This window comes from Tunicatimonas pelagia, assembly GCF_030506325.1.
Classification (GTDB): Bacteria; Bacteroidota; Bacteroidia; order Cytophagales; family Cyclobacteriaceae; genus Tunicatimonas; species Tunicatimonas pelagia.
The window spans coordinates 5,729,636-5,756,328 of sequence record NZ_CP120683.1; the positions used below are offsets into that span (position 1 = coordinate 5,729,636).

32 protein-coding genes are annotated in these 26,693 nt (G+C 43.4%); 25 read left to right on the top strand and 7 right to left on the bottom strand.

Annotation, left to right across the window (positions count from 1 at the left end; genetic code table 11):
* Positions 1-403 precede the first annotated feature (403 nt).
* Together P0M28_RS24435 and P0M28_RS24440 are read left to right on the top strand one after the other, a co-directional pair.
* Positions 404-1,600, top strand: a complete 1,197-nt coding sequence (locus P0M28_RS24435) for a cation:proton antiporter (protein WP_302205879.1) — start codon at positions 404-406, stop codon at positions 1,598-1,600.
* A complete protein-coding gene (locus P0M28_RS24440; RefSeq protein ID WP_302205881.1) occupies positions 1,597-1,851 on the top strand; it encodes a glutaredoxin family protein in 255 nt (84 codons plus the stop codon). The genes P0M28_RS24435 and P0M28_RS24440 overlap by 4 nt, the downstream gene beginning before the upstream one ends.
* 1 nt (position 1,852) lies before the next feature.
* Here P0M28_RS24440 and P0M28_RS24445 read toward each other — a convergent pair whose 3' ends face one another.
* Positions 1,853-2,110, bottom strand: coding sequence for a hypothetical protein (locus tag P0M28_RS24445; protein WP_302205882.1), 258 nt, complete (start codon positions 2,108-2,110; stop codon positions 1,853-1,855).
* 236 nt (positions 2,111-2,346) lie between these two features.
* Between P0M28_RS24445 and P0M28_RS24450 the strand changes: the two genes are divergently transcribed.
* The 4 genes from P0M28_RS24450 (at position 2,347) to P0M28_RS24465 (ending at position 5,560) form a co-directional block, all read left to right on the top strand.
* Positions 2,347-3,252 (top strand): OmpA family protein, encoded by a 906-nt coding sequence (locus P0M28_RS24450; RefSeq protein WP_302205884.1) that lies wholly within the window; start codon positions 2,347-2,349, stop codon positions 3,250-3,252.
* A 90-nt stretch (positions 3,253-3,342) separates the two neighbouring features.
* On the top strand, positions 3,343-3,993 hold the full coding sequence (locus tag P0M28_RS24455) for a helix-hairpin-helix domain-containing protein (protein ID WP_302205885.1): 651 nt from the start codon (positions 3,343-3,345) through the stop codon (positions 3,991-3,993).
* Positions 3,994-4,059: 66 nt separating this feature from the next.
* A complete protein-coding gene (locus P0M28_RS24460) occupies positions 4,060-4,554 on the top strand; it encodes a S41 family peptidase (RefSeq protein ID WP_302205887.1) in 495 nt (164 codons plus the stop codon).
* Position 4,555: 1 nt separating this feature from the next.
* A complete protein-coding gene (locus P0M28_RS24465) occupies positions 4,556-5,560 on the top strand; it encodes an MBL fold metallo-hydrolase (RefSeq protein WP_302205888.1) in 1,005 nt (334 codons plus the stop codon).
* 119 nt (positions 5,561-5,679) lie between these two features.
* Here P0M28_RS24465 and P0M28_RS24470 read toward each other — a convergent pair whose 3' ends face one another.
* The 3 genes from P0M28_RS24470 to P0M28_RS24480 all read right to left on the bottom strand — a co-directional run bounded on the left by P0M28_RS24470 (position 5,680) and on the right by P0M28_RS24480 (position 8,254).
* Positions 5,680-6,486: a phosphatidylinositol-specific phospholipase C/glycerophosphodiester phosphodiesterase family protein gene (locus P0M28_RS24470; RefSeq protein WP_302205890.1), complete on the bottom strand. Its 807-nt coding sequence runs from the start codon at positions 6,484-6,486 to the stop codon at positions 5,680-5,682.
* Positions 6,487-6,507: 21 nt separating this feature from the next.
* Positions 6,508-7,092, bottom strand: coding sequence for a hypothetical protein (locus P0M28_RS24475; protein WP_302205891.1), 585 nt, complete (start codon positions 7,090-7,092; stop codon positions 6,508-6,510).
* 307 nt (positions 7,093-7,399) lie between these two features.
* Positions 7,400-8,254 carry a helix-turn-helix domain-containing protein gene (locus P0M28_RS24480; RefSeq protein ID WP_302205892.1) on the bottom strand — a complete coding sequence of 285 codons (855 nt, stop codon included), beginning with the start codon at positions 8,252-8,254 and terminating at the stop codon, positions 7,400-7,402.
* An 86-nt stretch (positions 8,255-8,340) separates the two neighbouring features.
* Here P0M28_RS24480 and P0M28_RS24485 point away from each other — a divergent pair, with 86 nt between their 5' ends.
* The 16 genes from P0M28_RS24485 (at position 8,341) to P0M28_RS24560 (ending at position 19,616) form a co-directional block, all read left to right on the top strand.
* Positions 8,341-8,556 (top strand): hypothetical protein, encoded by a 216-nt coding sequence (locus P0M28_RS24485; protein WP_302205894.1) that lies wholly within the window; start codon positions 8,341-8,343, stop codon positions 8,554-8,556.
* A 3-nt stretch (positions 8,557-8,559) separates the two neighbouring features.
* Positions 8,560-10,638: a DDE-type integrase/transposase/recombinase gene (locus P0M28_RS24490; protein WP_302205896.1), complete on the top strand. Its 2,079-nt coding sequence runs from the start codon at positions 8,560-8,562 to the stop codon at positions 10,636-10,638.
* A 63-nt stretch (positions 10,639-10,701) separates the two neighbouring features.
* Positions 10,702-11,568 carry an AAA family ATPase gene (locus P0M28_RS24495; protein WP_302205898.1) on the top strand — a complete coding sequence of 289 codons (867 nt, stop codon included), beginning with the start codon at positions 10,702-10,704 and terminating at the stop codon, positions 11,566-11,568.
* A 10-nt stretch (positions 11,569-11,578) separates the two neighbouring features.
* Positions 11,579-11,971 carry a hypothetical protein gene (locus P0M28_RS24500; RefSeq protein WP_302205899.1) on the top strand — a complete coding sequence of 131 codons (393 nt, stop codon included), beginning with the start codon at positions 11,579-11,581 and terminating at the stop codon, positions 11,969-11,971.
* A gap of 3 nt (positions 11,972-11,974) precedes the next feature.
* Positions 11,975-12,364 carry a hypothetical protein gene (locus tag P0M28_RS24505; RefSeq protein ID WP_302205901.1) on the top strand — a complete coding sequence of 130 codons (390 nt, stop codon included), beginning with the start codon at positions 11,975-11,977 and terminating at the stop codon, positions 12,362-12,364.
* A 53-nt stretch (positions 12,365-12,417) separates the two neighbouring features.
* Positions 12,418-12,906, top strand: coding sequence for a hypothetical protein (locus tag P0M28_RS24510; RefSeq protein ID WP_302205903.1), 489 nt, complete (start codon positions 12,418-12,420; stop codon positions 12,904-12,906).
* Between the two features lie 79 nt (positions 12,907-12,985).
* The gene (locus P0M28_RS24515) at positions 12,986-13,351 is read left to right on the top strand and encodes a terminase gpP N-terminus-related DNA-binding protein (protein WP_302205905.1); all 366 of its coding nucleotides are present in this window, start codon (positions 12,986-12,988) and stop codon (positions 13,349-13,351) included.
* Between the two features lie 166 nt (positions 13,352-13,517).
* Positions 13,518-13,772: a hypothetical protein gene (locus P0M28_RS24520; protein ID WP_302205907.1), complete on the top strand. Its 255-nt coding sequence runs from the start codon at positions 13,518-13,520 to the stop codon at positions 13,770-13,772.
* 167 nt (positions 13,773-13,939) lie between these two features.
* Positions 13,940-14,788: a Clp protease ClpP gene (locus P0M28_RS24525; RefSeq protein ID WP_302205909.1), complete on the top strand. Its 849-nt coding sequence runs from the start codon at positions 13,940-13,942 to the stop codon at positions 14,786-14,788.
* Between the two features lie 133 nt (positions 14,789-14,921).
* Positions 14,922-15,215, top strand: a complete 294-nt coding sequence (locus P0M28_RS24530) for a hypothetical protein (RefSeq protein ID WP_302205911.1) — start codon at positions 14,922-14,924, stop codon at positions 15,213-15,215.
* A 33-nt stretch (positions 15,216-15,248) separates the two neighbouring features.
* Positions 15,249-15,614: a hypothetical protein gene (locus tag P0M28_RS24535; RefSeq protein ID WP_302205912.1), complete on the top strand. Its 366-nt coding sequence runs from the start codon at positions 15,249-15,251 to the stop codon at positions 15,612-15,614.
* Positions 15,598-15,984 (top strand): hypothetical protein, encoded by a 387-nt coding sequence (locus P0M28_RS24540; protein WP_302205914.1) that lies wholly within the window; start codon positions 15,598-15,600, stop codon positions 15,982-15,984. The genes P0M28_RS24535 and P0M28_RS24540 overlap by 17 nt, the downstream gene beginning before the upstream one ends.
* A 24-nt stretch (positions 15,985-16,008) precedes the next feature.
* On the top strand, positions 16,009-16,647 hold the full coding sequence (locus tag P0M28_RS24545) for a hypothetical protein (protein ID WP_302205915.1): 639 nt from the start codon (positions 16,009-16,011) through the stop codon (positions 16,645-16,647).
* A gap of 20 nt (positions 16,648-16,667) precedes the next feature.
* On the top strand, positions 16,668-16,994 hold the full coding sequence (locus P0M28_RS24550) for a hypothetical protein (protein ID WP_302205916.1): 327 nt from the start codon (positions 16,668-16,670) through the stop codon (positions 16,992-16,994).
* Between the two features lie 36 nt (positions 16,995-17,030).
* On the top strand, positions 17,031-19,073 hold the full coding sequence (locus tag P0M28_RS24555) for a tape measure protein (RefSeq protein WP_302205918.1): 2,043 nt from the start codon (positions 17,031-17,033) through the stop codon (positions 19,071-19,073).
* A 12-nt stretch (positions 19,074-19,085) separates the two neighbouring features.
* Positions 19,086-19,616, top strand: coding sequence for a hypothetical protein (locus P0M28_RS24560; protein WP_302205920.1), 531 nt, complete (start codon positions 19,086-19,088; stop codon positions 19,614-19,616).
* A 261-nt stretch (positions 19,617-19,877) separates the two neighbouring features.
* On the opposite strand, the gene P0M28_RS24565 is transcribed toward P0M28_RS24560, so the two are convergent.
* The 3 genes from P0M28_RS24565 to P0M28_RS24575 all read right to left on the bottom strand — a co-directional run bounded on the left by P0M28_RS24565 (position 19,878) and on the right by P0M28_RS24575 (position 24,417).
* On the bottom strand, positions 19,878-20,465 hold the full coding sequence (locus P0M28_RS24565; RefSeq protein WP_302205922.1) for a P63C domain-containing protein: 588 nt from the start codon (positions 20,463-20,465) through the stop codon (positions 19,878-19,880).
* The gene (locus P0M28_RS24570; RefSeq protein ID WP_302205924.1) at positions 20,452-21,657 is read right to left on the bottom strand and encodes an ImmA/IrrE family metallo-endopeptidase; all 1,206 of its coding nucleotides are present in this window, start codon (positions 21,655-21,657) and stop codon (positions 20,452-20,454) included. The genes P0M28_RS24565 and P0M28_RS24570 overlap by 14 nt, the downstream gene beginning before the upstream one ends.
* A 1,095-nt stretch (positions 21,658-22,752) precedes the next feature.
* Positions 22,753-24,417: a hypothetical protein gene (locus tag P0M28_RS24575; RefSeq protein WP_302205925.1), complete on the bottom strand. Its 1,665-nt coding sequence runs from the start codon at positions 24,415-24,417 to the stop codon at positions 22,753-22,755.
* Positions 24,418-24,561: 144 nt separating this feature from the next.
* Here P0M28_RS24575 and P0M28_RS24580 point away from each other — a divergent pair, with 144 nt between their 5' ends.
* The 3 genes from P0M28_RS24580 (at position 24,562) to P0M28_RS24590 (ending at position 26,666) form a co-directional block, all read left to right on the top strand.
* Positions 24,562-24,687 (top strand): hypothetical protein, encoded by a 126-nt coding sequence (locus P0M28_RS24580; protein ID WP_302205927.1) that lies wholly within the window; start codon positions 24,562-24,564, stop codon positions 24,685-24,687.
* Positions 24,674-24,928 (top strand): hypothetical protein, encoded by a 255-nt coding sequence (locus tag P0M28_RS24585; protein ID WP_302205928.1) that lies wholly within the window; start codon positions 24,674-24,676, stop codon positions 24,926-24,928. The genes P0M28_RS24580 and P0M28_RS24585 overlap by 14 nt, the downstream gene beginning before the upstream one ends.
* A gap of 208 nt (positions 24,929-25,136) precedes the next feature.
* Complete coding sequence (locus tag P0M28_RS24590) at positions 25,137-26,666, top strand: hypothetical protein (RefSeq protein ID WP_302205929.1); 1,530 nt, start codon at positions 25,137-25,139, stop codon at positions 26,664-26,666.
* Positions 26,667-26,693: the final 27 nt, after the last annotated feature.

A 26,693-nucleotide genomic window follows, 5' to 3' on the forward strand; every position in this document is an offset into this window, starting at 1 on the left:
AAAAAGTTAAATAAGTGAAGTCAAAAAAATTATATGCTACATAATAGTAGTACTACATTTTGTGTAATTCTTTGTTCGAAAAAGTTAAGCAAAAAAATCAGCCTATTCGACTAAACTTCCGATTGGTATATTGGATGCTCCGATCCTGTTGATAGTTGATATGCCAGACGCTTCAATTTTCTCTCTCTGTAATTTTGCTCTTACTTATCAGCAAAGGTCTGTACGCAGTGCCAATATGAGTTACTTTACTTTTGAGCATTACCCGAGTAATGCTTATGTTTACTTTCTGACGGATTGCAGTTGCTATTCCCTTGTCTGATTAACATGCTTACGCTAAATTTTTGACACTTAAGTAACTATTCTTCGTAGAGAAATAGATAACCGACCTTACTTCTTATTACCTATGATTCTTGCTGCTGTTACCGAAATTCCTGTACTCGCCGATATTGCTATACTGTTCGCAGTAGCCGTAGTGGTTGTAATGCTGTGTAACCTACTTAAGATACCCTACATTATTGGTTACTTGGTAACCGGTATTCTGGTAGGGCCTAGCACATTAGATTTGCTCAAGAATACTCATGATGTCGAAATCTTTGCGGAGATTGGGGTTATTCTTCTGCTGTTTACCGTAGGTCTTGAGTTTTCCTTCAGTAACTTAATGAAGATTAAGCGTTACGTACTGTTGGGAGGGTTATTGCAAGTGCTATTTACCATCGGCATCACCGCCGTTTTAATGTTGGGTATGGATCGGGAGGCACCCGAAGCAGTATTTTGGGGGTTTGTTACAGCCCTCAGCAGCACGGCTATTGTAATCAAACTACTACAAGACCGATTGGAGATTAACACTCCGCACGGAAAGGCTATTTTGGCAATGCTGCTGTTTCAGGATATTGCTATTGTGCCGCTGATGCTGTTTACCCCCATTATTGCCGGAAAGAGCGAAGGAGGAATTATGACAATTTTGCTGATGCTTGGTAAACTAGTGGGTATTGCGTTAGTTGCTTGGGTGCTGGCCAAATTTATTATTCCCCGATTTTTTAAAGAAGTAATGCGAGCCCGAAACCAGGAGGTTTTTCTAATTGCTACCATCTTGGTGGTGCTGGGTATTACACTGCTCACGCAGCAGATGGGACTTTCGCTGGCACTAGGAGCATTTATTGCCGGACTCATTATTGCCGAAACAGATTATAATCACCTAGCCATTTCCTGCATTCTTCCGTTTCGCTACGTGTTCATTAGTTTCTTCTTTATCTCAATGGGTATGCTATTAGACTACCGGGTTTTTCTGAACGAGCCAGCGGCCATTGCATTCTGGTTTACGTTCATTGTGCTAGTGAAGATTATGGGTGGTTTTCTGGCTGCCCGTGCTCTGAAGATTTCTATTCGTACATCGCTAATGGTAGGTTTTGGTTTAGCGCAAATTGGTGAGTTTTCCTTTATTTTGGCTAAAAGTGGTATGGAAAACGAACTGATTACCGAAAATAGCTACCAAATATTTTTAGCGGTATCAATCTTAACAATGGCCGTAGCACCGTTTATTATCGCCAATGCCGAGCGGTTAGCCGGAATGGTGTCATCTCCTAAAAGTGTAGTTCAATGAGTAATTCACAACCTGTTTTGTACGGAGCAGACTGGTGTCTGAAAACCAGTGGCTTCAGAAATTTTCTGCAACGCGAGTGGGTAGACTTTACCTACCACGATGTAGAGAAGAATGAAGAAGCCGCTCAGCGAGTACGCGACCACTACGACGGACAACTAAAGTTTCCGGTACTAGAGATTGACGACGTATGGCTGAAGAACCCCGGTATGGGTGAGTTGCGCGACGTGCTAAAACAGAAAAAGCTAATATAACTCAGGCACTCCGCTTCATGAAGGTGATGGGCACATAGTCATCAGTGGGCATACCGATGTAGTATAGTTGCCATTCTTTATCGTACCCATTGAGAATCTCGCGGATACATTCCGCTCGATTATGGCGGTGATAACAATCTTTCCAGTAGAATACTTCTACTCGATAATTTTGCTGACGAAGTTGTCCATTCACACGAATGTCTACTTCAATGTCTTGGTGGCCGCCAACTGACGGAAGGGGTATAGCAATGGATCCCATAAAAAAAGCATTTAATGTATTTGGATATGTTGTTACTTTTAAATTACTAATTTTCAACAAAATCGTTGGCAAATTATCCCCAAAAATTCGTGAAAAAACAAGGCTCATCCGAAGATCATTGTATTTTTGTTCAGATGCGTACAAGATGGACAGTGTTCGGTGAAACAATTGACAATAATTAGTGAGTAGTGGATAATGATTAATGACTGTAGACTATCGGCTGTGGACTAACTGCTATGAAACTAAACGTACTACTTATTTTTCTTCTGATCGGCTGGATTTCTTTCTCGGCGTATTATTGGCAGTGTGAGATATGGGAGAACTGTGATGCCGATGCAAACCGTCCTGAGGTTTATGAGAGCAGTCTCGCTTCTCGCCCGCGGGGGCAACTGGTGGTGCAAGGGCGCGATGCCAATATTCGGGCAGTAGAGAATGTGCGCTTTCCTCGGGGCGGAGCTAGCCTTCGGGTACCACCTCAGGCTGAGCAAGCACTAGAGGATTTAGTGATCTACTTAGACCAACACTCTGATGAAGTACTCCGAATTATTGGTTGGTACGACGACTCGGAGAAGAATACTACTTTACTAAAGAATTTGGGATTAGCACGCAGCGAAGCAGTAGGCTACTGGCTGAAGCAGCAAGGGGTAAACCCTCAGCAGATGGAAATAGTGGCGGTGCCTTCAATCAACCTTACCTTTGTGCAAGACACGTTGGTAGATGGTGTTACTTTTCGGGTGCTGGGAAAACGAACCGATTATTCATTAGATGAAGATAGCCTTCAGGCAATACAAACGCGGTTAACGGCTCAGTCTCAGGCACTGTACTTCGAGACTGGCTCTACCACACTACAAGTATCTGATTCGTTGCGTCAGTACTTTCAGGATTTGAAATTATATTTAGGGCAGTATCCCGAACGAAATATTACCTTGGTAGGTCACACGGATAACAAAGGAGAAGCTAAGCTCAATGTACAGTACGGGCAGGAGCGAGCTGATTTCCTGAAGGAAATTCTCGCTCGCTCCGGAATTACCCCCACTCAAATTCAAACCGAATCAGAGGGGGAGGGGCAGCCTGTTGCCACGAATGATACTCCCAAAGGACGAAGCAAAAACCGTCGGGTAGAAATTGTTGTTAATCAATAAGTTAGTGCTAAAGTGTTACGGTTCTAAGTGTTATGGTTATTAGATAAAATCAAATATCTTTAACACCTTATTTAAACTAACCAATAATTCATGGCTGATCTACTCAAAATCTTGATTTTTCTAACTGGCTCCGCAGCTTTGGGCTTTATCTTGGGGCGCCGTTCTCGCAATTCTGACGTGGCTATTCGTGAGCATCAGGCCGATGAACAACGGCGAGCATTCGTAGAAATAAAAGGAAGGTTGGACCGATGCACATCTAAGCGAGCTGGTTTAGAGCGAGAGTTAGCCCAAGTTAAAAAGGGTAAATCGGCTGAAAATCAGCTAAAAGCTACTAAAAAGCCCCCGGTGACGAAACCAAAAAAGCAGGACGCTCCTAAATCCAAAGCTCCCAATCTATCTCCTCCTAAGCAAAAAGAAACGAAAGCCAAACCACCTAAAGTTTCGGCTAAAACCAAGCAAGAAGAAGCCCTAGAGCGAGTAAAAGCTAATGCTCAGCAGATTGATTTCGATCGTATTGGTCGGGCATCGAAAGCCGAGAAAGATGATTTGAAAAAAATTAAGGGGGTAGGCCCGTTTCTGGAGAAGAAGCTCAACGCACTGGGTATCTATACCTTTGCCCAAATTGCTAATTTTACCGATGATGATAAGGAGCAGGTAAACCAAGCCATCGAATTTTTTCCCGGTCGAATCTCCCGCGATAACTGGGTAGGGCAGGCGAAAGATTTACAGCAGAATGCTTAGTTAAGATGGTAATTCTAGAAGTGTTTACGTCTAATTTGCGTCGTATAGAATGTTAAGTCAAAACACATGCAATACCTCTACATCACTTGTCTGTTCATTTTCACTGTGACTACTTCCTGCTCACAGAACAATACAGTAACGACCAAAGATTACTTGAATGAAGCGTTTGACATAAATGGTAAATCAGGAATCGATTCCATTCCGGTTACGCAGGTAAGTATTCAACCCTATAGACTTATTCATGATTCGAATCCTATCGCTGTACTAACTGGTGCTCGAACCGCTAGTTCAGGAGAAGTTGTAGTAACTGCTTTTCACAATAAAGATAACATTAGGAGTTTCGGGCAAAGTACAAGTGGCCTATCAACGGCAAATGACAACTTTTCATTAAGTGATGGTTCAATGATTTTTCTAACAGTCGCCGTTTATGCTGACCGGAAGGGCATTGTCTTTGGCAAAAAAATAGAGCCAGACGAAGTGATTCCATTCTCATACGATGAGATCGGACTGCCTGGTAATTCAGTTATCAAGAGAGCCCAAGAATGGATAATTACAATGTAATATGGCAGACTTCCGATATAATAAAAATTTACCTTTCGTTAAGAAAGACGCGCGCGGGGTGTGGTACGAGAATGGTCAGTTTATTCACGCCAAGTACGCTAGCGATACTGCTGCGTTTAGCGATATTCTGCGTTGGCAGCTACAGCCTAATCCGCAGAAAAAAGAAAAAAAGGAGGACGGGTTTCGGGTAAAGTGTATTTACAACTCCGCCTTCCTGAACAGTTCAGAAGACATGATTGTATGGCTGGGACACGCTTCCTTTTTCATCCGGATTGGTGGCGTAACCTTATTAACCGATCCCTGCCTTACCGATTTGCCACTGATTAAACGGCTGGTACCGCCACCTTGCCCTATTTCGGCTCTTAGCAATATCGACTACCTGCTGATGTCGCACGGGCATCGCGATCATTTCGACGAAAAGGTTATTAGGCAACTTATTGAGCAAAACCCCGCTATGACTTTTTTGCTTCCGCTCGAGATTAGCAAATTGCTGGGAAAAAAACGAAGTTCAGTGCTGTTTCAAGAGGCAGCTTGGTGGCAACAGTTCGTGGTAAAGGGTGACTTGAAAATTACGTTTCTTCCGGCTAAGCACTGGAACCGCCGCTATCTGCACGACTTGAACCGCCAACTGTGGGGTAGCTTCTGGATTCAGTATCAAGGCATTTCTATTTACTTTGGTGGCGATTCTGCCTACGATTCTCACTACCAAGAAATTCGGGAGGTGATGGGCAAACCGGATATTTGCCTGTTGCCCATTGGAGCGTACCGCCCTTCTTCAGTAATGAAAACGGCGCATATGAATCCGGCTGAAGCAGTGCAAGCCTTTCAGGATTTGGGCGGAAAAACGATAATACCCATGCACTACGGTACATACGATTTATCGGATGAGCCTCTGGGCGAGCCACTGCAACTGTTGCGGGAGTTTGACGAGATGAACCGCTTAACGGGTGAGCTAAAAGCCTTAGCGGTGGGAGAAGTGATGTCGCTAAAAACAACAAAAAGCTGAAAGGATATCTCCCAGCTCTTTGCAAACGTCCATTATGAAAATCAAATCTACTGACACAAAGGTAGGATCGAGATTGGGAAAAGATGTTACCTGAATGTTAAGGATTCATCAATAAGATGTTACCTGTTCTGCTGATTCAGAAATTGTTGTAACTCAGCGAGTTTGTCGGTGTTAATCAAATCTACTTCGGCTTCCAGCAGTGTTTTCCACACTAAAGCATTCTCAGGAGTAGCCCACAACCGCACTTTTTTGCCTTCCTGATGAGCAGTTCGGGTAATTTTCCGAAGCTTTTTAAGCTGCTTACGCGAAAGAGGTTCTTTACCATCCCAATCAATAACAGCTCGGTAATGCTGACTGATCACCGGCATAAATTCAGCCGAATAGCCTTGGGCTAAATCAGCGGGGCGACCGTCAATACTTACCCAGCGCAGAGGTTCCTGCCGTACTTGCTCAATTGGACGATTACCGGATAAGAATATAGTCACCGCCCCTGGGTGGTATGTATCGTTTTCAGTGTAACTTAGCATATCTTGGTAGGGGTGCAGTACTTCTTTCAGACGATTGTAAGTAGATTTAGCCTCCGTTTTGAAGTCAAGCATTAGGTAGAAATCGCCGTTGTATCCAGCGTAAACCTTTCCGTTTTGCTGGGTAACCCGTTGTTGAAGTGGCTCAAGATAAGCTTCTTCTAAAGTAGGTAGCGAGTGAGAACCTTCGGGCCTATCGTGGCCTACGTAGAGCTTTCCGTCAATAAGTAGTATGTCAGCTTCTACACTGGTAAACCCGTGGGCTAGTGCATCCAGTAGGGGGCGTTCGTGCTGATAGTCGTTGTGGGCGTGAGCATTGGGGAGCGGAGTAACTTGCGCCCAGCCTACCAGATTGATACTGAAGATGAGCGAGAGCAACCATAGTAGTTTCAGAGTAGGCATGAGGGTAGTGGTTTAACCCGACTAAGATAGTAGTTTTTCTCCGATAGACTCGCCCCAGGCCCGAGCTAAATCCTTGGCAACGTCGGTGTTTTTCTCATCCATTCGGCTTTCATTATTAGGGTGTAACAGCCAGTACGTTCGAGAGCCGATCAAGAGAGCGTCTGTGGCAAGAATCGCTGATTCCAGTTTCCGTTGAGAGCGAGTGGTTTCGCCCGCGCCCATCGTAATAGCCACTACCATTTTGCCTTCTAGTGCCGGGTGATCACGAATAAATTGCTGAATGAGCCAGTCGGGTGCCCAGTTGTAGGTGTTGGCAAAGAAAACGTAAAGATCATAGGCTTCTTTCTTATGGGCCAACTCAATTGTAGCAATTTTTGCCGAGAATCCGTGGTGGCTCAACCCTTCCGCAAAGCTTCGGCATACTTGTTCATCTAGATTATAGATTGGGTCAGGGTTGTAAATAATTAGAGCTTTCTTAGGAGAAGACTCATCGCCAACCGCTACTATTTGTTGCTCTCCCGTGTATTGAACCCAGAAGGTCATACCCGTCCAGAAGAATAAAATTACCCCAATAACGTAGGCAATTACTTTAATACGCGGTTTCATAGGATTGCAAGGTTATTGAGTTGAGAATTTCAACCACAGCAAATCCAACACATCCTACTATATTCTACGATTCTAAGATGGAATAGTATTAAGGGGCAAACGAAAGGTCAATAAGGGGGTAAAATTGATTTCTTTATTTTATAGGTGTAAGTGACTGATTGATAAAGCGTTATGAGGGGATAAGAAAGTTTTTGACGAAAAGCTGGAGTTCAAACGAAAAGTCAACTTCTTCCGGTTTCTGCTGTTTTTGACAACTTTTAATGCAAAAAATGAGGGGATAAATTCCATTTACGCTATTTGACTTCCATTATTCGGAAGGAGTATTTTTCGACCGACATTCTTCTTTGGATACACTCCACTTCTCATAAAACTTCTTTTCGTCCATTGTTGCACAGTCATATTCTTTTTCAATCTGTTGGCTATCGAGTGTACTTCCTTGTATCACCACTTGATATGCATGAGGGTATAAGGGAACAATTATATTTTTAAGTAGCGTGTTTATATCTTTACTTATTGTCTTGAGTAATTCATCCATCGATTTGGCTTCTCCAAGAATTTGATCAACTGCTGTAAAAGCCTCATTTTCAGTTCTTTTACCATTAACAACCCCCATAAAAATCGCAGCCATCTCTATTCTATATGTATCATAGATATGCTCCAGAACTCTATTGAAATCTCTATAATCAGGATAAAAGAAAGCCTTTAGTATTTCTAGTTTATTGGGTCTGCCTTTCCAGTATTCAATTTCCAAATGCATCACTTTCCTTATCTTAGAATTCTCCTCCTCATCGTCAGATAGATTATTAAATAACATGCTACTCGATGAGGCAGGCTGCTCTTTGCCTACTTTTTGACTTTTTTTTGTCCCGGACAGATTTGTGACACGATCCGTGACATTGGCAGTTTCAAATATGTCATTATTTTCATACTCTATAATTTCGTTAAGTATTTTTTCATCTAACTTTTTTGCAATTAGAGTATTTAGATCGATTTCAAAAAAATCGGCAATTTTAACAAGATCGTTTATATCAGGCATAGATTTTCCGTGCTCATAGCTACTAATGGCACTTTTCTTCTTATCTAACAGATTTGCTAGATCGGTTTGAGTAGCTTTGCGGGCTTTTCTCAACAGTTTGATATTATTGGAAAAATGATTATCCATTATCTTTTTATTGATCGATAATAATTGACTTAAAGTACAAAATTAACTAACTTTGTGTTAAAGGTAATAAATAAAACTTAAAAGTTATGATTAACCGAAAAGAGATAAAGCACGCATTGCCACACGGCAAGCTATCGGAAATAGCTAAAGAGGCTGGGGTCTCAAAACCTTCGGTCAGTATCTGGTTTGCCGGAAAGATCAACAGCGAACGAATCGAAAAGGCAGCTGTCAAAATCTATGTACAGCATAAAAAAGAGCGCAATAAGCTGAAGAAAGAATTGCAATCGGTAGAAAATTTGTAGCACATGCGGGACGGGAAAAACTTTTTGATAGGAGATATACCTCATATTTCTCGAGAATACATGCGACGGCATGGTATCGAGGATGGTGCAATAAGGCAAGATCAACGGCGGGATCGTGAGAAAGGTACCAACCGTTGGAGCCAGAACTACATCCAATATAAAGACATACCTGGTCCTACAAAAGAATCACTTCCTGACCGGGAAAGCATTGTTGCCGAAATTGAGCTTGAAGCAACTAAGAGCAAATTAGCTGGCCAAAATCAAAAGCTTAGAGAGCAAGTGTTTCGTTTAAACGAGGCAGTGTCAAAATGGCAAAAACACCGGAATCAGGTAATGAATGATATACGCTGTAAGGATTTGACCTCTCACGAAATAAAGCAGGTATGTAGAAAAGTAGCTTTGTACCGAGAGCTACTAGTAATGAAAAAAGAGGGGGTGCGAGGAAGATTTGAAGCATACCAACAGGTTTCAATTACTAATTATAAGAAGTTCAAAAACGATTCAAGTTTATCTAGAAAGTTAACTATAGCCGAACAGGACGTAGTAGGCGCAATACTCCATCAAGGTAGAGGAAACTCTAATTCTCGAAAAACAACTAAAGAACACGAAGAATGGATAATATTTTATTCTACCATAGGAAAGGCGTATTCACCCTCTCAGATTCTAGAGCGAGTGAATTGTTTGTGTGGCATTTACGAGCTTAACGAAATAAGCCTTTCCAGTGTAAAGCGAGTGCGGAATATTCCGAACAATCATGAGCTTATTGAGGTGTTTGATAGAGATCAGAGCACGCGCACCACACTGAAACTTGCATTACCGCTTCATGCAGGTGACCAGTATCAGGTAGATGAATATAAGTTAGAATTCTATTATGATGATGAAAGAACCAATGGTAGTCAGTGGAATACCATGTACCTATTTACGGTAATGGATGTTTACAGCCGGAAAATTGTGGCTTACAACTTTAACGAGGTAAGTGACCGTTGGCTATTTCTCAGTACACTTAAAATGGCAGTAAAACTCTATGGTTTTTTACCTCACGAAATTGTCTCAGATAATCATTCAGCAAACCAAACCTTTGAGGTTAAGGATTTTAAAGATGCACTGGATAAGCTAGAGGTTACATGGACAGTAGATAGCAACCCACGCAGGAAAGCAGTTCTGGAGCGATGGCACGACACTTTTCAGAATAGCATGAAACATTATTTTGGCTTTAAAGGAGGGTCGCCAAAAGACAAACGACAGGGTAGTAGACCTGCTGAACGCCTTCTTAAGCTATACACCAAACGAAGCAATGTCCGTGACCGAAATGGTCTTATCCTTTTGGCAATGGAGGGAATTGAGCGGTACAATAATACCCCTTTACCCAAGCGCAAGGGAAAAACGCCCAATGAGCTATTTAAAGAGTCAAAAAAGCCTAATGTAGTTCCGGTAGATGATGAAACACTAATTAACCTGTTTTGGCTCAAGGCGGAAGAAACAATTAGAGATTCAAAAGTAGTATTTACACGACAAAAGATAACGCATGAATACCCATTGGCTTTTGCTTCTCACGAAATCCGCCAGCAGTGGAATAATCAGAAAGTAATCGTGTGCTACGACGAGAAAGATTACTCGGAAATATTTATTCTCGATCCATCTAACAGACGACTGATTACAAGCTTAAAAGAAATGCCTAATCTACACGGGGATAAAGCCAATCAGACCAAAGAAGATTTGGACTACATGGCTAAGATAGCGGCGAAAGACAAAGCCTATAATAACCATCTAAAGCAGCAAATTGAAAGTTTGGGAAGTAGCATTGTGTCTAGAATTACCCCTGATGCTTCTCACTATATGACTCATGGAAAAGAGGTTGCCCGACAAGCTGAGGACATTTACATGAGAAATGAGCTTATGGAAATTCAAGGAATTGATCCTGACAACATTAAACCTATCAATGAGAAAAGTGATCTGGAACTGAGTCCGGCGACTAGACCCATCCTAGCCCGTCAGGAGAAGGAGGGGCGAGCTATCAAAAACGCCTTCAAAGGTGATAGAAACCTGTCTATTTACATTCCTGATGAAGAGGATGAAGAATAAAAAAAGCCGCTGGGACGGGATAGCGGCTCCTGTTAATGCTTGTAAAACCAAACAATAATAATAATGACGAATTTAGTTGAAAAACATGACATTCAAAAGAAACTTGTTGTATATCAGCAAGAAACTGGGCTAAGTTATGGGCACATTGCTCAACAAGTAGGATGTAGTACAGCCATTATTAGCAACGTCGCCAACGGGAAGTTTGATAACATCAGCCCTGCTATGTTGCAAAAGGTCAATCAGGTAGTTACCTCTCAAAAGGAGAGTTTTCATGTCCTGACTACCAACAATTTCAATGATATTTTTAAGACCTGTCAACAGGCAAAATCTCATCAATTTATGATTGGGCTGATTGGGGATACAGGACTAGGTAAAACCCTAGCCCTAAAAGAATTCTCCCGACGTAAGCAGGTCTACTATATTGAGTACTGTCCAACTATGACTCCCAAGAACTTTTTTGAGGAGCTCCTAAAAGCAATGGGTGTAGCTTTCATCGGGTCAAAGCATGAAATGCTGAACCGGATTGCTGAGGAACTTAATGCGGTGAGAAATACCCTGTTAATCATTGATGAGGTAGGTCAAATGAGCCAAGCAATGTTTCAGTATCTACATACGCTACGAAACAAAACTATGTTCAATGCCGGAATGGTGCTCTCTGGGATGCCTTACTTTGAAGAGTATCTCAAGAAGCTAGTCCGGCAGCAAAAGCAGGGGGCATCGGAGTTCTTTCGTAGAATTAATCTGTGGCAATACCTCAAGGTGCCCACTAAGAAGGAAAAGCGGAATATGTGTATGGCCTACGGTATTCATGATGAATCTGTCATTGGCGAAATGAATAAGTACCGCGACTTCGGAAGTCTGTACAATGGCATATTGTTTCATCAGCTATTAAACGCTCCACTCAAAGAAAAAGAGATCGCCACCCTTTAACGAACTACTCATGAAACCACGAAAGCTAGAAACCTACGCCCAAAAAGCGCAAGCCTTAGCCGAACTCACCGAGCGGTTGAAGGAAGTACCCAATCCCGATATTCAGGATGCACTCCGTTTGGCGAAGCTTTGCCATGAAAAGATGCTACAGCATAAGCGAGCGATTCAGCAGCGAGAAAAGACCAATCGTCGATTAGAGAAAGCGATCAAGAAGGAGAAAGAAAAAGTCCGTATGCTTGAATCCGGCATTTACCAACATAGCTGCTCCTCAGAAACTATGTCAGAAATTATTCAACTACAACGAAAACAAATTGCTGAACTGGAAGCCGAGCGAACCCGACTGAAAGCCAAGAAAAAAGCGCATTTACCTTTAAAATTCAATCCATTTATTCACCAAAACTAATTTATGATGATTCGATTTAATCAAGAAGAAAACCAGTACGAAGTAGTCATTCCACTTATAAACGGAGTACAGGAGGTAGCTACCTATCAAGAGGCTATCCAGGCGGTTGTAGAGGTCTGCAAGTATCACGACAGTGATGTATTTATCAACCCGCACTATGCTTACCAACTGATTAACCTGATGCACGTATTCAGCCTAGACATATGGCAAATGAGTGCGATAGAGAAAACGGGGGTGCTGGAACGAACAACTCATTTTGATACCCCTCCGAATATTACCAAGCTAGAAGAGGAGTTAGCAACCTTAAAACAACTGCTACAGAAAAAGGGGGTATACAATCCTACAGCAGATATGGCGCAGCCAGCTAGTACATGTGATGCACCCTTAAAGTAAGGTCATTGATTCAACATATCACTATTAATTTTTTTTACTTAATCACCGCAATCATGTCAGAAAGAAGAAGAACTTCAGAACAAAACCGTAAACTTCACCTGTTACTCCAGGATTTGGGATTGATGGACGAAAAGCCCTCCCTCGCCTTAGAATTTTCTAGGGGGCGAACTGAGCGAACCTCCCAACTAAGCCAGCAGGAATGTCGGTTACTGATTGACCACCTTGACCAATTTGCTTCTAAGACTGTTCGCTCGGCTGAAATCATGCGCCGTAAAGTCTTTGTGTATTGCTATGCGTTGGGCTGGATCAGTCCGGCCCGTAGCCCCCAGGATCACGCCTTTAACCGAACGGTAATCGATAACTTCCTATTAAAGCGGGGTTATCGGAAAAAGAGACTTCATGAGTACACTTATGAAGAGCTTCCGAAGCTACTGAATCAGTTTGAGCAAATTAGCAAGCACAATGAGGCTAGTCAGCATAACAAAAAAGTGGCCTCTATGCTACAGGAGCTTAATATTTCGGTGGCTGCCAAGGTTGCCTAAGCTATTTTTAAAGTAGGGTTTACGTGTTCATAAAGGATGCTTAAACCCTTTTTTATTCCCTACTAACCCCAATGAAAACATGGCCTATTCCAAAGAAACAAAACAACACGCCAAGCAGCTTTTTGAGCAAGGTAAACCAATCGCGGTTATTGCTTCACGGATAGGTTGTGACGAAAAAACGGTTCGTAATTGGATAAGTAAATACAATTGGCGGGGTGATGGGATACCAGCCGAGCACCCCACAATACCAAATCGGTCGGAAGCTACCGCCCTTGTGCGCAAGAAGCACCAATATATTTGGGAGCAATATGAGAAACTTATCTGGGACAGCGAACACCAAGTACGCCGTAACAAACGCGACGTTATTCAAAAACTGGCTAATGAATTTTTTGTACGCCCAGTTACTGTTCGTAAAATCATTGCTAAAAAACAGGCCCAGCGATAAGCCATTCCTTTCTCATTCGTTACGCCCTCTCTTCTCTAATTGCCGAATTGTCCTAAATCCCGCTCGCCTTTACCAGAAAATACACTATCTACGTAATCCGGTGATTTTTTCCTTGCTATTCTCTCACTACTTCTTTCTCTTTGCTTTAAGACCAAAAAAAATACGGATGAACCTAGCTACCCCAACCGACCCAGGGAGTTCAGAAGAGAAGTACCGACAGTCCCGGCGTAAAAACATGGAAGTGCGCTACCGAAAGATACAGCAGCGCGAGCGGGAACTTGCTTCCCAAACCATCGAGGGGTTGTCGCTAACCAGTCATCAAGTTAAGCAAAAACTGATGAGCGAATTTGGGATTAGCTACCAGACCGTTTGCACTGCGTTGGCTTATCAATTCAGGTCAAAACAAAACAGGCAATTTTAAAGCTCCCTACGGAGGGCTTGGTCAAATGAAAGGAACACTGCCTAAAAAATGCGATCGTCGATTCTGTGGGATTTTAAACACCTTTTAAACGCTCCTACGAAAGTGGGTAGCGGTTGGGCGGTAATCAATGTTTGACAACGAGGGCGATACCCTTAAATTTTAGAAAAATGAGCGTGAAAGGTTTGTGGGATTTTCAAGCGGCCAAAGGAGAGGCTGCGGAAGTACTGATGTACGGAAATATCGCCCAGTGGAGTGCGGTGAACGCCAAGTGGTTCGGTCAGCATATCCAAGAACTGGAAAAGAATTTTGATGCTGCTGTGCTACGGGTTCATTCCCCAGGCGGTTCTATCTTTGAAGGGATTGCGATGTACCACGTACTACAAACCACCTCGCTGACCGTCACCGTAGTCATTGAGGGACTTGCCGCCAGTATGATGTCCGCCGTCATTATGGGGGCGGATACACGCAAGATCGCTACCATCGGCCGCATCATGCTCCATCAAGGCCGGGGGGCTGCCAGTGGTACGGGAAACGAACTGATCCGACGAGGCCGACTCCTGAACGCCCTCAATGAAGATTTGGCGATGATGTACGCCGAGGTGACCGGGAAAGAGAAAGCGTGGATACTAGCCCACTGGTTGAAAGAAGGGGTAGATACGTGGTTTAATGCCCAAGAGGCCCTAAAGGCAAAGCTGGTTAATGGAGTGATCGCTTCTACTAAACAGCTATCCGCCCCGCAGAAAGCTGCTCAGGCAGCCCACTGGGCAGATTTGGCAGCCTGTTATGACCCAGTGTTTGCGCCACAAACCCGGTCGGTTGCACCGATCACAGCGAATACTGACACAGTAGCAGCTTTCATCGCCTTAGGTAAAGAGCGCGGGGTAATTACCGCCAGAAACCAAACGGCATGGATACAGCTAGCTACCAATGACTACGCTACTGCTGTCAAGATACTCAAGAGCAAGCCAGCGATGAAGAAAAGTCCGGCAGCGCGCATCAATGATGCTTTACGTTAATACGATATGATATTTTCGGTCATATTATCTAAAAAAGAATGGGGTCTTGCCCTATTCCTTTTTTTCTGAATTGTCGCGGAATAGAGGTAGTTAGCTTCTTTCCGCTTTATATATCACCAAACTCAATTATACAATGGCAAGAAACTCAAAAAAAATCTCTACAGTAGTGACCCTAACGGGGGATGCTGACTCGATTATAGCAGCTTTTGATACTTGGAAACAGGATGGGGTCACCGTGAAGAAACTCTCTGTGCCCGCAGATTTGCTGGCTAATGCGCTCACAGAAGAAAATGTGGAGGTAAAAGTATCCCTACACGGGGATATGGAAGCAGTCTACGGCAGAGCGTATGATGTTTTAGAAAAAGCCAGTGTGCGGCGGTATACTAGCGAATATGATGGTGTAGCCGTTGACCACACCAGCTATTAACGCAACCGCTAGTTAGCCTTTAAAGAGCGTGTTATGGCAGAAAAAACATACTTCAAACCAGCAAAACACACAGGTTGGATGGAGATGATCGGCCCGGAAAAGTGGGTGCTAGCCTTCGCTGCGGGGTTTAGCATGGAAAACCTAGCCGTAGATTCCATTTGGATGCGGGCTGTTTCGCAGACCGATGCCCTGAAGAAATTAGAAAAGATTGGCTATACCTCCTACTTTCTGATATTGAAGACTGCCCGCAGCCCGCAGGAGGAAGAGATACTCAGGCGGCTTCTTCAGGCTGCCCGGCATCATAAAATCCGGTTCTTCCCCTTATCCGAGGAGGAGCTACCTGACCACAAAAAACTCCGTTATTTAATGCAAAAGTGTACCCATGCCCTCATCGATTAAATACTTTAAGCGAACGGACATTTCCCGAAGATTTAGGCTTAGTGGGCCTGTTCAACTGTTACAAGCGTTGCTGACCCACTTAGCACAATCAGGCCTGTTGCAATCTACCGAGTTTAGTGGGCACTACTCTGTAGAACCAGTAAGCAACAATATGCTTACTAAAGCAGTAGCTCAGATCAACGTGCAAATGAAGCGCGCTTACCAGTCGCTTTACGCTTCTCACCAAGAAGACGACTGGGGTGAAAGGCCGCCTTCAAACCGTATTCCTTGCAGCCATTATCAAGTGCAACTAACGGGCGATCCCGATAGGATCAATAGTTACCTCAATCGTTTTGTACGCGATGGCGGCACCATTCAAGTTCAATCATAAATAGTTCTTATAAATACTATCATCATGAAAAAACAGCTTTATTTCGATAAACCAGCCTACGAACACGCGCTTCGTGGAGCGAAGTCCCTATTAGAAACTCTCCAGGAATCAGTGGATGAGATTAACCGCCTTCAACTCAAAGAGTCGCTTACATCGGAAGATTTACTCCAGCTACTCAAGAACCCGAAAACCTTCATAGTTGATGCTTTCTTGGAAAAGCAAGGGGCCGGTATTGCCGCCTTACCCCTGAAGAAGGAAAAAATGATCGACCTGCTAGACCTACCCGAAGGCTGTGAAGAATGCGTATTGTGTATTCAAAAAGCAAAACAGGTATTCCAGGAAAGCAATAACTTGCACCAAGTGCTACGGTCTATTGACAGTTACGAACTTCAAAATAGCCGGGTACAGGTAAAACAATCTGCTAAAGATCGGTTAGCTGAATTCTTTACCTTTTACATCACTAGCGAGCGGCAAGAAAAGGTTCACGCCCAGTTGAAAATAATTTCGGAGGCCATGAACAAATTAGCGGATATGGGGGTGATGGGTAACGAGGCGCGCGCCACCTTTATTAAAGAAGCTCTACTACCTCAATCAAGTAGCTTGGGCTATCATAATCCTGCTGAGACGATTCGGCCTAACCATCGCTTTATTATCAAAAAGTAATCCCTTCAACCCTAGCACTCATGCCTTCACTGAAAATGTCACAAGACCCTTCCGATCTAGAACTCATGCTGCGTGAGTTCGCTGAAAAGATCGGCCCTAACTTTGATTTGATAGATTTCTTTCGCCATCGTGTCTCTCAGGCCGGGACTGCTTACCTGGAGGTGTGTAAGAATATTGCTGTATTAGAAAGGCAAAAGCAAACCAGTAAAGCGGATAAAAAGAAACTCAAGGAGTTGCGCCAGCAGCGGCAAAAAATCCTGAATTCCTGCAAACGGATAGAGTGGTGTACGGAGGAAATGATCGCTTTTTCTAAAGATAGCCAACATGCTGAAAAAGAAGAAAAGTAACGATTACCCTTACGATACTTATTTACGCTAGTACCCATGCCAAAAGTCTATGAATATACGCTCAAGCTTCGCGATAACGTTAGCCCTACGCTACAGAAGCTCAACAAACTAGTAGGGAAGTCCAATACTACTTTTGGCAAGTTGAAGCGTATGGCGGGCCGAGCCGGAAACGCCTTATATGATGCGGGACGAAAAGGGGCGAAAGGTATGCGGGAGTACGTGAACCGACTCTCTGAAGCAGCCAAGAAAACCCGGGTATTCAATAAGCAAGTAAACGGGCTTCGGAATACTGTTATCGGATTTCTATCGGTGACTGCCGGGGCGCAATTGTTTGCAGGAGTCGTAAACGCTACTGCCCGAATGGAAAGCCTCAATAATGCCATCGCCTTTGCTTCAGGAAGCACCCAGGAAGCGCGTAAGAATTTAGAGTTTCTGGATAACACCGTAGATGCGCTTGGTTTGGATTTGATGGCCACCAAAGATGGTTTTCGGCTTTTTGCGGGAGCGATGCGCGGCAGTAAACTGGCGGGGGAGGCGACCCGTGAAATTTTTGAATCCGTTGGTATTGCCAGTGCCTCCATGAACCTGACGGCTGACCAGACAAAGGGAACGTTCAAAGCACTCTCTGATATGATGGGCAAAGGGAAAGTGGAGGCAGAGGAGTTGCGAGGACAATTGGGTGAGCGGATTCCAGGGGCCTTCAATATTGCCGCGCGGGCAATGGGAATGACCAGTGGGGAGTTAGACAAATTTATGAGTGATGGCAAGCTGCTAGCAGAAGATTTTCTACCCCGTTTTGCCCAACAACTACGCCGTGAGTTTGTCGGAGGGCTAGACGATGCTACCAACTCACTTCAGGCGAATCTTAATCGGGCTAGAAATGAGTGGACTCGGTTACAAGTATTCTTTGGGGGTATGTTAGCCCCTACCATTGTGAAAGTCGCCAAAGCACTGGGAACGATGCTGCTGTATGTTAAAGAGAACTGGGATACCATCAAACGATACAGCTCCTATCTGGCCGGGGCAATCGGTATTTTTGCCGCCTATAAAGTTACCTTTATAGGGGTTGCTAGTGCCCTTAAATTGGCGACTACTGCAACGGCTTTATTGCGGGGGCAAATGACCTTGCTGAACCTGGTAGCCGCAGCGAACCCAATTGGCATGGTCACCATTGGAATTATGGCAGTAGCCGGGGCGGCTGTCTGGGCATACAATAAATTTGAAACATTCCGAGGGGGAGTGTGGGGGCTATGGGAAGCCTTCAAAGAAGTGTTTGCTAATATTGGTACACTGGCGACAGAAACTTTTGGGGGATTGAAAGAAATGATAGCGGGAGCTCTGTCCTTTGATGCCAAACGTATGATGAAGGGTATTGCCCAAGCGAAACACGCTTCTAGCGTATTTGGCAACCAAGTTGCTTCTAAGTACAGAAAGGGGTACCACGAAGGCACACAAAAAGAACCCCTGAGCCTGGATATGCTACTCGGCAACCTTCCTTCTACCGATAAATACCGTGATAAGCTCAACGAGCTGTTAGCCGGACTAGGTAATGAATTTGATACATCTACTTTCACTTCCGTACCGAAAAAACAGCAAAAGGTAAAAAACAATCCGTTCCAACGCTACGAGGAATTATTGTCACTGGCTAGTAACCAGGGTTCACTGGGGGCTAACCAGCGCAAGGGCTTGCAAAGCTCGATCATTAGTGGGTACGAGCAACTGGAGGGAATGCTCGCTAAGTTTCGCGTAGCGGAGCGCACGGGGCAAAAATTCAAAAGCCTGGAAGGTATCAATCGGGGGCGGGTAGAATCTACCCTGGGGCAACTCAGTGGGTACTATGCCGATGCGGTTAATAGCCAGAATGCGGAGAAAGAAGCGGAAGAAGAGCGGCGAGGGTTGGAAGCCATTACAGGGGGAGGCAAGAAAGTTACGAACATCTATATCCAACAACCCAAGATGGCCGAAACGATTGAAATGCACGTACAAGATGCCACCGGGGGAGTCGAAGAAGTGAGTGAGAAATTTGAGGAGTACTTCTATAAAATGCTGAATGACTTTAACCGAAATGGAGGACAATAAACCGTCAACAATATGAGTATAGTATCACCTTCCCAACCGTATCACCATTTGCTAAAAGAATCATCCTCGTTTTTCTGGGCCAAAGTCCTGACGGTCGCCCCTGACCAAGTACATTGTTCGGTAGCACCTGTTAATGAAGCAGGTTCCTCACCGCGCCAAGTACGGCTCCGACCTGCTAGTGAACCAGCCGGGCAAGGGCTATTCTTACTTCCTGAAGTTGGCTCGTTTGTAGGAGTAGTTTGGCTTTCCGATACACCAGAAGAATCCTGTATCGGTCTGTACACGGAAGTGAAGGAGCTTCGGTTCGTGCCCACTCCAGGTTGCTCTTTCACTAGCAATAGTCAGAAGATCACGGCTACCGTAGATGATAAGCATCTTCAACTATCCAGTGAAAAGCTATCCATCCAGACCAAACAGGGGGAGTTGAAAGAATTGAGTGATAAAGTGTTTTCATTGGCTAAGAAAACCTGCCCTAGTGATCTAACCAAAGAGCAAAAGCAGTTACTAGGGATAGCGAAGAAGCTGGTGGCAGCCCTTTCATAATAGGTTAGCCCCACGCTCTATTACCAATGATTGTTTGTATGAGTGGGAAAAAAAAGACCAAAAGATGTCAACTAACAAGCGAAGCTCACTATCGATATTGCTACGGGTGAAGCTGAAGATACTCCAGATATAGATGAAAGTAAAAACCCCTCTGCTGTTGAATTAGGTAGGCTAGGAGGTAAGGCAAGAGCTAAGAAGCTTTCACCCGAAAGGCGAAAGGAAATCGCTAAAGAGGTTGCTTTGAAACATTGGGGGGAAGAGCTAGTCAAAGATGCTTAGTTGAAATGGCAATCCATATACTTTTGCATGTTCCTTTTCAAACTGACTCCAAGTTTTACAACGCTTCATTATCACTTCTGATTCTTTAATATAATCTTCCAACTTTGTTACTTTTTCAGGAGTCAGAAATTGGAAATGCTTAAATAATCTGATGCCTATTTTGTCATACTTATTTTGATGCTCTAGTACTGGTAATACTTCTTTTGGAAAACGACCATATATGATGTCAATGGTATATTTAGCCACGACCTGTGGTTTTTTAGATATTTTTCCGTTTTTGGGTATCTCCCAACCATTTAGACGAAATACCTCTTTATACCAACCTTGTGTAAATCTAGATTTATAAGTGTTGATCTTGTCATCAATGTATTCAGCTAGCTCTTTAAGGTCTATAGTTTCTCCACTGATTAGTTTAATCTTCTCAGCCCTTTGTTCAAGGGCTTTATCAGAACCTTTACGTTGAATTAGTAAGTCAGGGCTAATTGCCAATTGCTTCCGTAAGGCATTATCTTCCTGTTCTTTTCTTAACTGCTCTACGGTTTTCTTACTTGAATTTTTAATCTTTTTCATAGTTTAGATTGTATATTTTATCGTTATAAAATTTTGCAACCTCTGATGCTGACATTTTATGATTTATCTCCTTAACCGCCCACAAATACCTATTAATATCTGGCAAGAATTCTTGTAACCATCCCCAACTATCTCTTTCTAGAGCTATCATTGTATATACTATGCTTGGATGAACATGATTAAGCCTAGCATATTCCTCAATAAATATTCGGTTATTATAGTGAGGTAAAACCTCTTGAACCTTCTCGTCGGAGAACAAGTAATCTTTTGCGAATTGATTAGCGACATCTTCAACCTCCACTTCTGTATAAAAATCAGTTTTATCAGAAATGTGGTATGAGTTAATCAAAATATCATCCCAATCGAAAAGGACATGATGTAATTCATGTAAAAGAGCAAACCATATTGTAGCGTAATTACCCTTATAATCGGACAAAACAATGGACGGTTTTTTGTTGACTGAAAATGTAGCACCTCTGATGTGTAGTTTTTTAAATTTTGGAAGATATATAACGGTGATACCCATTCTGTATAAGACTTTAATAACTTCCCAGATTCCTTTCTCGACACTCATTGAATGCCATCGAATTGTTGGAAAATATTCGATCAAAGCTTGCCTATCATACGGGATAGGGTTCTGTATTTTTCGAAAAACTTTTCGGGCATACTCTATCCAGTAGTTAAGCACCTGAACATCACTAGCAAGCTTTGCTGAACTGTAAGCTGGATTCACTACATCCTTTCTATAGTCAAAAATAGAATCGTAATTAAATATCCTAACTAACTCCCTCTCCACGTGATCTAGATCAGTTGCATCATCAATGACACCTTCATTTTTCAACTCTTTAAGGTTAAAATTTTCTGCTATAAATTTTCTTCTCTCGAGAGTGTGGATTTGCTCCTCATGTGGTTTTTTTAATGATTCTAGGTAAAGATTAACAGCCTCACCTACTGGAATTTCTAAAAATCGTGACAACTTCTTTAATGATATTATATCTACTCTGCTACCTGTTCCTTTGAGGAGTCCGTGTAACGCTCGACTCTCCATTTGCATAATTTCAAGGGCTCGAGTCTGATTAATTTGTAATTTTCCTAACTGCATTTCCCACCTCTCTTTCAATCCTCTTTTATCGTCATCATTATAGGATTGCAAAAGATTGCTAAGATCAATACCGTCCAAATCGTCTGCCATAAGATTTGTAGTTTTACAAATCAAAAATAGCTATTTAAAGCTAATAAGCAATGCTTTTAGTGCAATATTTGTAGTTTTACAAATATAATCATTTACCTTCAAGTTGAGGACACTTCGCTATGGGTAAATTCACGTATTGCGGATATTTCCATCAATACCGTTACTAAACTTCTGGTTAACTTTGGTAGAACCTGCATAGAGTTTCATAATAATCATGTGGTAAACGTGAAGTCTAAAGGCATTCGGTGTTATGAAATCTGTCGTTCTGCTATGCAAAGCAAAAGAACGTACTAGAGGAAATGAAAGGTAGCGGATCGGGAGGTGTGTGGACGTGGACGGCTATTAATGCTAACACTAAGCTAACTGTACCGGCACGTGGGTAGTCGCGATACTGATTCGGCTAATCTATTTATTTATGAAGGATGTGGCAGGCTGTTTATCTAATAGAGTGCAATTAACTATCGATGGACACAAAACCTATTTGAACGCTGTTTATGATGCTTTTGAAGGCATCATTGACTATGCTCAACTTACTGAAATATTCTGAAAAGAAGTAGGCACCTGTTAAGTGTATTGGTATCAAAAAAAGGAATCTTTGGCAATCCAGATGAAAAACATGTATCTACGAGTTACGTAGAGTGGCAAAATCTAACGGTGCGAATACATATGAGGAGGTTTACCCGTTTGACTAATGGATTTAGCAAGAAGCTGGAGAATCATTGCTATCCAACTGCCCTGCAATTTCTCTACAACAGTTGGGTGAAGATTCACAAAACATGGAGAGTAAATCCAGCGATGGAAGCAGGACTAACCAAGCGACCGATGGAAATCGTAGATATAGTTAAATTGATTGAAAAAGATTCAAACTGAGACACTACCTATATTCCCGAAACACCTTGTCACCCTTCTAGGTTGAAAGATAGTTATTTCGTAATTTTACGAGTAAATTAGAAAAGTGCAATTTCAATACATATTTTTCTAAATGTTTAAAAATTGTACTTTATTAGAAGCCAACCCCCTTACTATATTTTTTTTATTGACTTTTCGTTTGAACCAAAGTTGACTTTTTGTTTGACCGAATACAATAGTGACCAATTAAGGGTTTAATTTTTCGTGCTCTATTATCGGTTCTAGATGACTTTTACTTCCGGTTAGTTGCCAGTGGCCTAAGGAGATGGGAATATTGCCGATGGAGTTGAGTTGGTCAAAATAGTTCTTTAGCTGAAACGGTTCTGTACTAGACTCCTGAGTGCGCCCGTAGTCGGCCAGCGCACTTTCCATCAGGTATTTTCCGGTGATGTAGCTAGTGCCGTAGCCTGGCTGGCGCAAGTACAGATGCTGCTCAAAAATGAGTAACTCCTTCTCGGTTTTCATCCACCCTCGAGGTGTCCATTCCGAGTGAATACCTCCGGCTTCTTCCATTGTCATTTCATTGGCGTGCGCGTAGAGCGAACCTAGTCCTCGGGCGGCTCGTTGGGCAATCAGAATATAGACAATTTCTCGGGACCGGGGGCTATCATCGTACAAACCGGCTTGCATAAACATTTCTTCCACAGCAGTAGCCATCCCCTCATTACGGGAATCAAAAATATTATAAAGCAGTGGCTCCCGCCGAATTTCACTCGCATTAGGTTCTGTATCCATCCGCGCCAGTTCAAACCAGTGGTAGAAGTGACAGAACAGCGGTCGAGGATCATAGTGAGCCGTAATCCAAAAAAAATTACGGGTTTTCTTCGGTACGAACTTACCTACATGAGCGTATAAGGCTGGCTCAAAATAGTCTTTCACGGTGACTATTTCTTCCTGATCTAAAAAAGTTAGTAAGCTCTCTGTCGCTTGTTCAGCCATTCTTCGGTAAGCCTCCGGCGAATCAGCATCGGGCAGTTCAGGTAGGTTGCGGTTGCGATGCTCTTCCAGCTTCAGCGACGACCAGGCTCGGGCTAGTTCTCGCTTTAATAGCAGCACTTCATCCTCCCAAGTAAGCGGCACTAAGTGAACATTTTGCAGATACCAAGTATAATTTTCTTTGCCGATACCTGAGGGGCCGGTTTTAGAATCGGCTTCTTTCTCTAGCCAAGTAACTAAGTCGTTAGTAGAGGCAATAGCTTTCTCAATCGCCAGTACTAGATCAGCTTCGTCTTTAACTCCGAGTCGATTGAGGATGGTTTTTAAGTTCTCAGATTGGGTGCGAATATCGCGGATACCCGCCACCCACAGGTCGCGGGCATTTCCGGTTAGGTTGAGCTTAGCCTGTTCATTCAGTGGCGGGATTACGCTCAGGTCGGCCAACAATCGCTTTTTCTCTTCACCGCTCAGCGGAAATTCGTAGGTCCAAATTTCGGTGGTCATGTGGTGAGTGGGGCCTTCGTGAGCCGGAACATCACTACGGGCCATCCACAGTGATTTATAGAAAGCGGGGTCGCGTACCCAGGGCTGTAGTACCCGATGGTTGAAATCATAGCCATTCATTTCGGCCCACACAATGTACCAGTCAACTTGCTGTTCAATGGGCCAATTGCTGGTATCGAAAGCTAGTAGCTCAGCTTGCAGTTTCTCAAATTCGGGATGTCGTTGTTCAAAAGTTTCGGCCGTGTAATCGGGTGCGCCCTCTCTTAGTGGTGGTTGCTCAAAATCCCGCCATCGGGCGAATAGGTCAACCAAATTCTGGTAGTCCTGAGGAGCGGAAGGAGAACGGGGGGTAAAACTGAACAATGGGAGAAGTAGGGCAGACGCCAGAGCGGTCAGTAAAATTTTTTTCATGGTTATGTAGTGTTATCGAGAGCGGTGAATATAGGAAAAGATAAGCCGAACTGGTAGAAATATTAGCAGATGATGTTTACCAACCACTACGATAAGGTATTGAGGGAAAAAAATAGCTCTGTACTTATAAAACCTGTCCAATCTTTGCTCATCCTTATTTTAGCAGTTTCACTTTCTGCCTGCCCCTCCGATGACGACCCGGAACCGTCTGGAGCGGAAGTAGAAGGTGTGATGGCTTCCAAGTCTAATTATCGGATTGCCGGTAAGTAGAAAACAGAGGGGGGATAAATTCTATTTTAGCGGCGATGGTTTTCTTGACCATCAAATTTCGTTCAATCCTTGGACGCATGTACTTTCCTTTTCTGATGAGGAGTTTTCTATTGATGGCCTCAATATTTTGGGGGTTACTGATACAAAAATCACCCTGGAGCTTATCAGCAATAGAAGTTTTACCTTGAGTGGAATTCCTCGGCAATGGAAAAGTATCGGCACCGTTGTTTTTGAGAAATAAACGACACCATTGGCGTTCTCAATACTTGTAGTAATTAGCTAGGCGTTTTCCTCCGAGAATGCCTTTTTGCGTTATATAGAATAACACGCAGCAGTTTTCGTTTAAGAATTGACAGTCAATTCTATTGAAAGAGAGTAATGGTAGTCGTCTAATAAATTGCTACATTTGTACTATACAAATGAATAGTTAAACGAAACAAATCTTTTTTATGCGTTTCACCATCATCTTTTTGCTAGGCCTTATTTTTAGTTTTATTCCAAATGCCAGCAATTCGCAAAACACTACTACTTCCCAATCATACTACAACTTGGTAGTCAATCACTTCACTAAGCGATTGGCCAACGGAAAAGATAAATACGGAACGGAAACTACTCCTTTCTGGATGGCTAGTCTGAATACCGCCACGGGTGAATACCCTGAAGATGATACTCGCCCTGACGACCGTCCGCAGCGCTTGTACCAAGGTCGTCCGGTAGAAGCTCCCAAAGGCTCGAGTATGTACTGGGACATGCCGCAAGTAGCAATGGCGTATTACTTAGCGGAAAAAACGGGTAACACTACCTTTTCCACATCGGCTGATGCCTACATTCAAGCGTTTTTTGATAACTGTGTGGCAAATAACGGACGTTTCCTTTGGGGAAATCATTATTACTACGATGCCTTCCAGGACGCTACGCTTGAATTTGGCTCCGATGGCATTGCCGAAAAAGTAGACTTTTCTACCGAAACGGGTGGGTTGCACGAAATGCGTCCTATTGTTCCTTCCTGGCAAGCTCTCTGGGATATTGACCCGGAAGTTACGGAAGCTGCTATTCGATCTGCCATCGAAGGTCATCTTACCGATCCATCCACCGGAGAGTTTAACCGTCATGCCTCAAATAACCGAGGTCATGCTTTTCTAGAAGCAGGCGGAGTGCTAGTACATGCTGCCGCTTGGCTCTACAACAAAACACAAGATGCCACACTACTAGACAATGCTAAGAAAATGGCTAGCTACAGTTTCTCCAATCAAGGGCCAGAAACCGGATTGCTGGAGAATAGCCCGAACCAAAACCGTTGGGATAAAATATACTCGACCACCGAAGTAGGGTTATGGGCTCGCGGTATAATTGAGGCAGCCAACTACGTAGATGAAACTACCCGACAGGAGTGGATCAATATGGCTGATGAGGCAATGACCGCTTGGTTAGAGTACGGATTTGATCCGGAGCAATGTGAGTACTACGGTATTCTACGGGTTGCCAATGGAGAACCGGTTTTTGAGGAGGACTTTGCAGCTGATTTTGGAAGTAAAACAACATATAGCCCTGATAACTACACTTCTTTCTGGGAGCCGCTCTTTCCTCGCCACGATTACCCCATGCCATTCGCGGAGAGTTGCCTGAAACTGTACGAATTAACCGGAAAAGACTACTATAAGTCGGCTTGTTACCGTTGGATGGCTGCCGTTCAGAAAGGCTTACCAGCTTGGGATGGGAAGGGAGGTTACGCTGATCTGTACGGACGGGTAATTCACTTCCTGTTGGGCGGAGCCGAGACTTTTTCGGATGAGCAGTTTCGTATCTTGGCGCAAGATGTGGCGGATGAAGCCGTTGAACGGTTGTACGCTCAAGGAATGTTCCGAACCCATACGGGTGAAGATCGCTACGATGTAGCTGATATGTTCGGCTTTCTGGCTGCCTCGCTTATCTGGCTAGAAACCGGAGAAGAACCGGATATGATGGGACTATTTTATTGATAATTATAACCGATGAATAGTTACTGT

Excerpts from the sequence above, each read along its gene's own strand:
- P0M28_RS24440 (WP_302205881.1), top strand. The coding sequence starts at position 1,597 with ATGAGTAATTCACAACCTGTTTTGTACGGAGCAGACTGGTGTCTGAAA.
- P0M28_RS24460 (WP_302205887.1), top strand. The coding sequence starts at position 4,060 with ATGCAATACCTCTACATCACTTGTCTGTTCATTTTCACTGTGACTACT.
- P0M28_RS24525 (WP_302205909.1), top strand. The coding sequence starts at position 13,940 with ATGAGCGTGAAAGGTTTGTGGGATTTTCAAGCGGCCAAAGGAGAGGCT.
- P0M28_RS24560 (WP_302205920.1), top strand. The coding sequence starts at position 19,086 with ATGAGTATAGTATCACCTTCCCAACCGTATCACCATTTGCTAAAAGAA.
- P0M28_RS24500 (WP_302205899.1), top strand. The coding sequence starts at position 11,579 with ATGAAACCACGAAAGCTAGAAACCTACGCCCAAAAAGCGCAAGCCTTA.
- P0M28_RS24485 (WP_302205894.1), top strand. The coding sequence starts at position 8,341 with ATGATTAACCGAAAAGAGATAAAGCACGCATTGCCACACGGCAAGCTA.
- P0M28_RS24445 (WP_302205882.1), bottom strand. The coding sequence starts at position 2,110 with ATGGGATCCATTGCTATACCCCTTCCGTCAGTTGGCGGCCACCAAGAC.
- P0M28_RS24555 (WP_302205918.1), top strand. The coding sequence starts at position 17,031 with ATGCCAAAAGTCTATGAATATACGCTCAAGCTTCGCGATAACGTTAGC.
- P0M28_RS24515 (WP_302205905.1), top strand. The coding sequence starts at position 12,986 with ATGGCCTATTCCAAAGAAACAAAACAACACGCCAAGCAGCTTTTTGAG.
- P0M28_RS24450 (WP_302205884.1), top strand. The coding sequence starts at position 2,347 with ATGAAACTAAACGTACTACTTATTTTTCTTCTGATCGGCTGGATTTCT.
- P0M28_RS24465 (WP_302205888.1), top strand. The coding sequence starts at position 4,556 with ATGGCAGACTTCCGATATAATAAAAATTTACCTTTCGTTAAGAAAGAC.
- P0M28_RS24590 (WP_302205929.1), top strand. The coding sequence starts at position 25,137 with ATGCGTTTCACCATCATCTTTTTGCTAGGCCTTATTTTTAGTTTTATT.
- P0M28_RS24575 (WP_302205925.1), bottom strand. The coding sequence starts at position 24,417 with ATGAAAAAAATTTTACTGACCGCTCTGGCGTCTGCCCTACTTCTCCCA.
- P0M28_RS24435 (WP_302205879.1), top strand. The coding sequence starts at position 404 with ATGATTCTTGCTGCTGTTACCGAAATTCCTGTACTCGCCGATATTGCT.
- P0M28_RS24530 (WP_302205911.1), top strand. The coding sequence starts at position 14,922 with ATGGCAAGAAACTCAAAAAAAATCTCTACAGTAGTGACCCTAACGGGG.
- P0M28_RS24470 (WP_302205890.1), bottom strand. The coding sequence starts at position 6,486 with ATGCCTACTCTGAAACTACTATGGTTGCTCTCGCTCATCTTCAGTATC.
- P0M28_RS24545 (WP_302205915.1), top strand. The coding sequence starts at position 16,009 with ATGAAAAAACAGCTTTATTTCGATAAACCAGCCTACGAACACGCGCTT.
- P0M28_RS24510 (WP_302205903.1), top strand. The coding sequence starts at position 12,418 with ATGTCAGAAAGAAGAAGAACTTCAGAACAAAACCGTAAACTTCACCTG.
- P0M28_RS24520 (WP_302205907.1), top strand. The coding sequence starts at position 13,518 with ATGAACCTAGCTACCCCAACCGACCCAGGGAGTTCAGAAGAGAAGTAC.
- P0M28_RS24540 (WP_302205914.1), top strand. The coding sequence starts at position 15,598 with ATGCCCTCATCGATTAAATACTTTAAGCGAACGGACATTTCCCGAAGA.
- P0M28_RS24455 (WP_302205885.1), top strand. The coding sequence starts at position 3,343 with ATGGCTGATCTACTCAAAATCTTGATTTTTCTAACTGGCTCCGCAGCT.
- P0M28_RS24490 (WP_302205896.1), top strand. The coding sequence starts at position 8,560 with ATGCGGGACGGGAAAAACTTTTTGATAGGAGATATACCTCATATTTCT.
- P0M28_RS24475 (WP_302205891.1), bottom strand. The coding sequence starts at position 7,092 with ATGAAACCGCGTATTAAAGTAATTGCCTACGTTATTGGGGTAATTTTA.
- P0M28_RS24550 (WP_302205916.1), top strand. The coding sequence starts at position 16,668 with ATGCCTTCACTGAAAATGTCACAAGACCCTTCCGATCTAGAACTCATG.
- P0M28_RS24480 (WP_302205892.1), bottom strand. The coding sequence starts at position 8,254 with ATGGATAATCATTTTTCCAATAATATCAAACTGTTGAGAAAAGCCCGC.
- P0M28_RS24570 (WP_302205924.1), bottom strand. The coding sequence starts at position 21,657 with ATGGCAGACGATTTGGACGGTATTGATCTTAGCAATCTTTTGCAATCC.
- P0M28_RS24535 (WP_302205912.1), top strand. The coding sequence starts at position 15,249 with ATGGCAGAAAAAACATACTTCAAACCAGCAAAACACACAGGTTGGATG.
- P0M28_RS24495 (WP_302205898.1), top strand. The coding sequence starts at position 10,702 with ATGACGAATTTAGTTGAAAAACATGACATTCAAAAGAAACTTGTTGTA.
- P0M28_RS24505 (WP_302205901.1), top strand. The coding sequence starts at position 11,975 with ATGATGATTCGATTTAATCAAGAAGAAAACCAGTACGAAGTAGTCATT.
- P0M28_RS24565 (WP_302205922.1), bottom strand. The coding sequence starts at position 20,465 with ATGAAAAAGATTAAAAATTCAAGTAAGAAAACCGTAGAGCAGTTAAGA.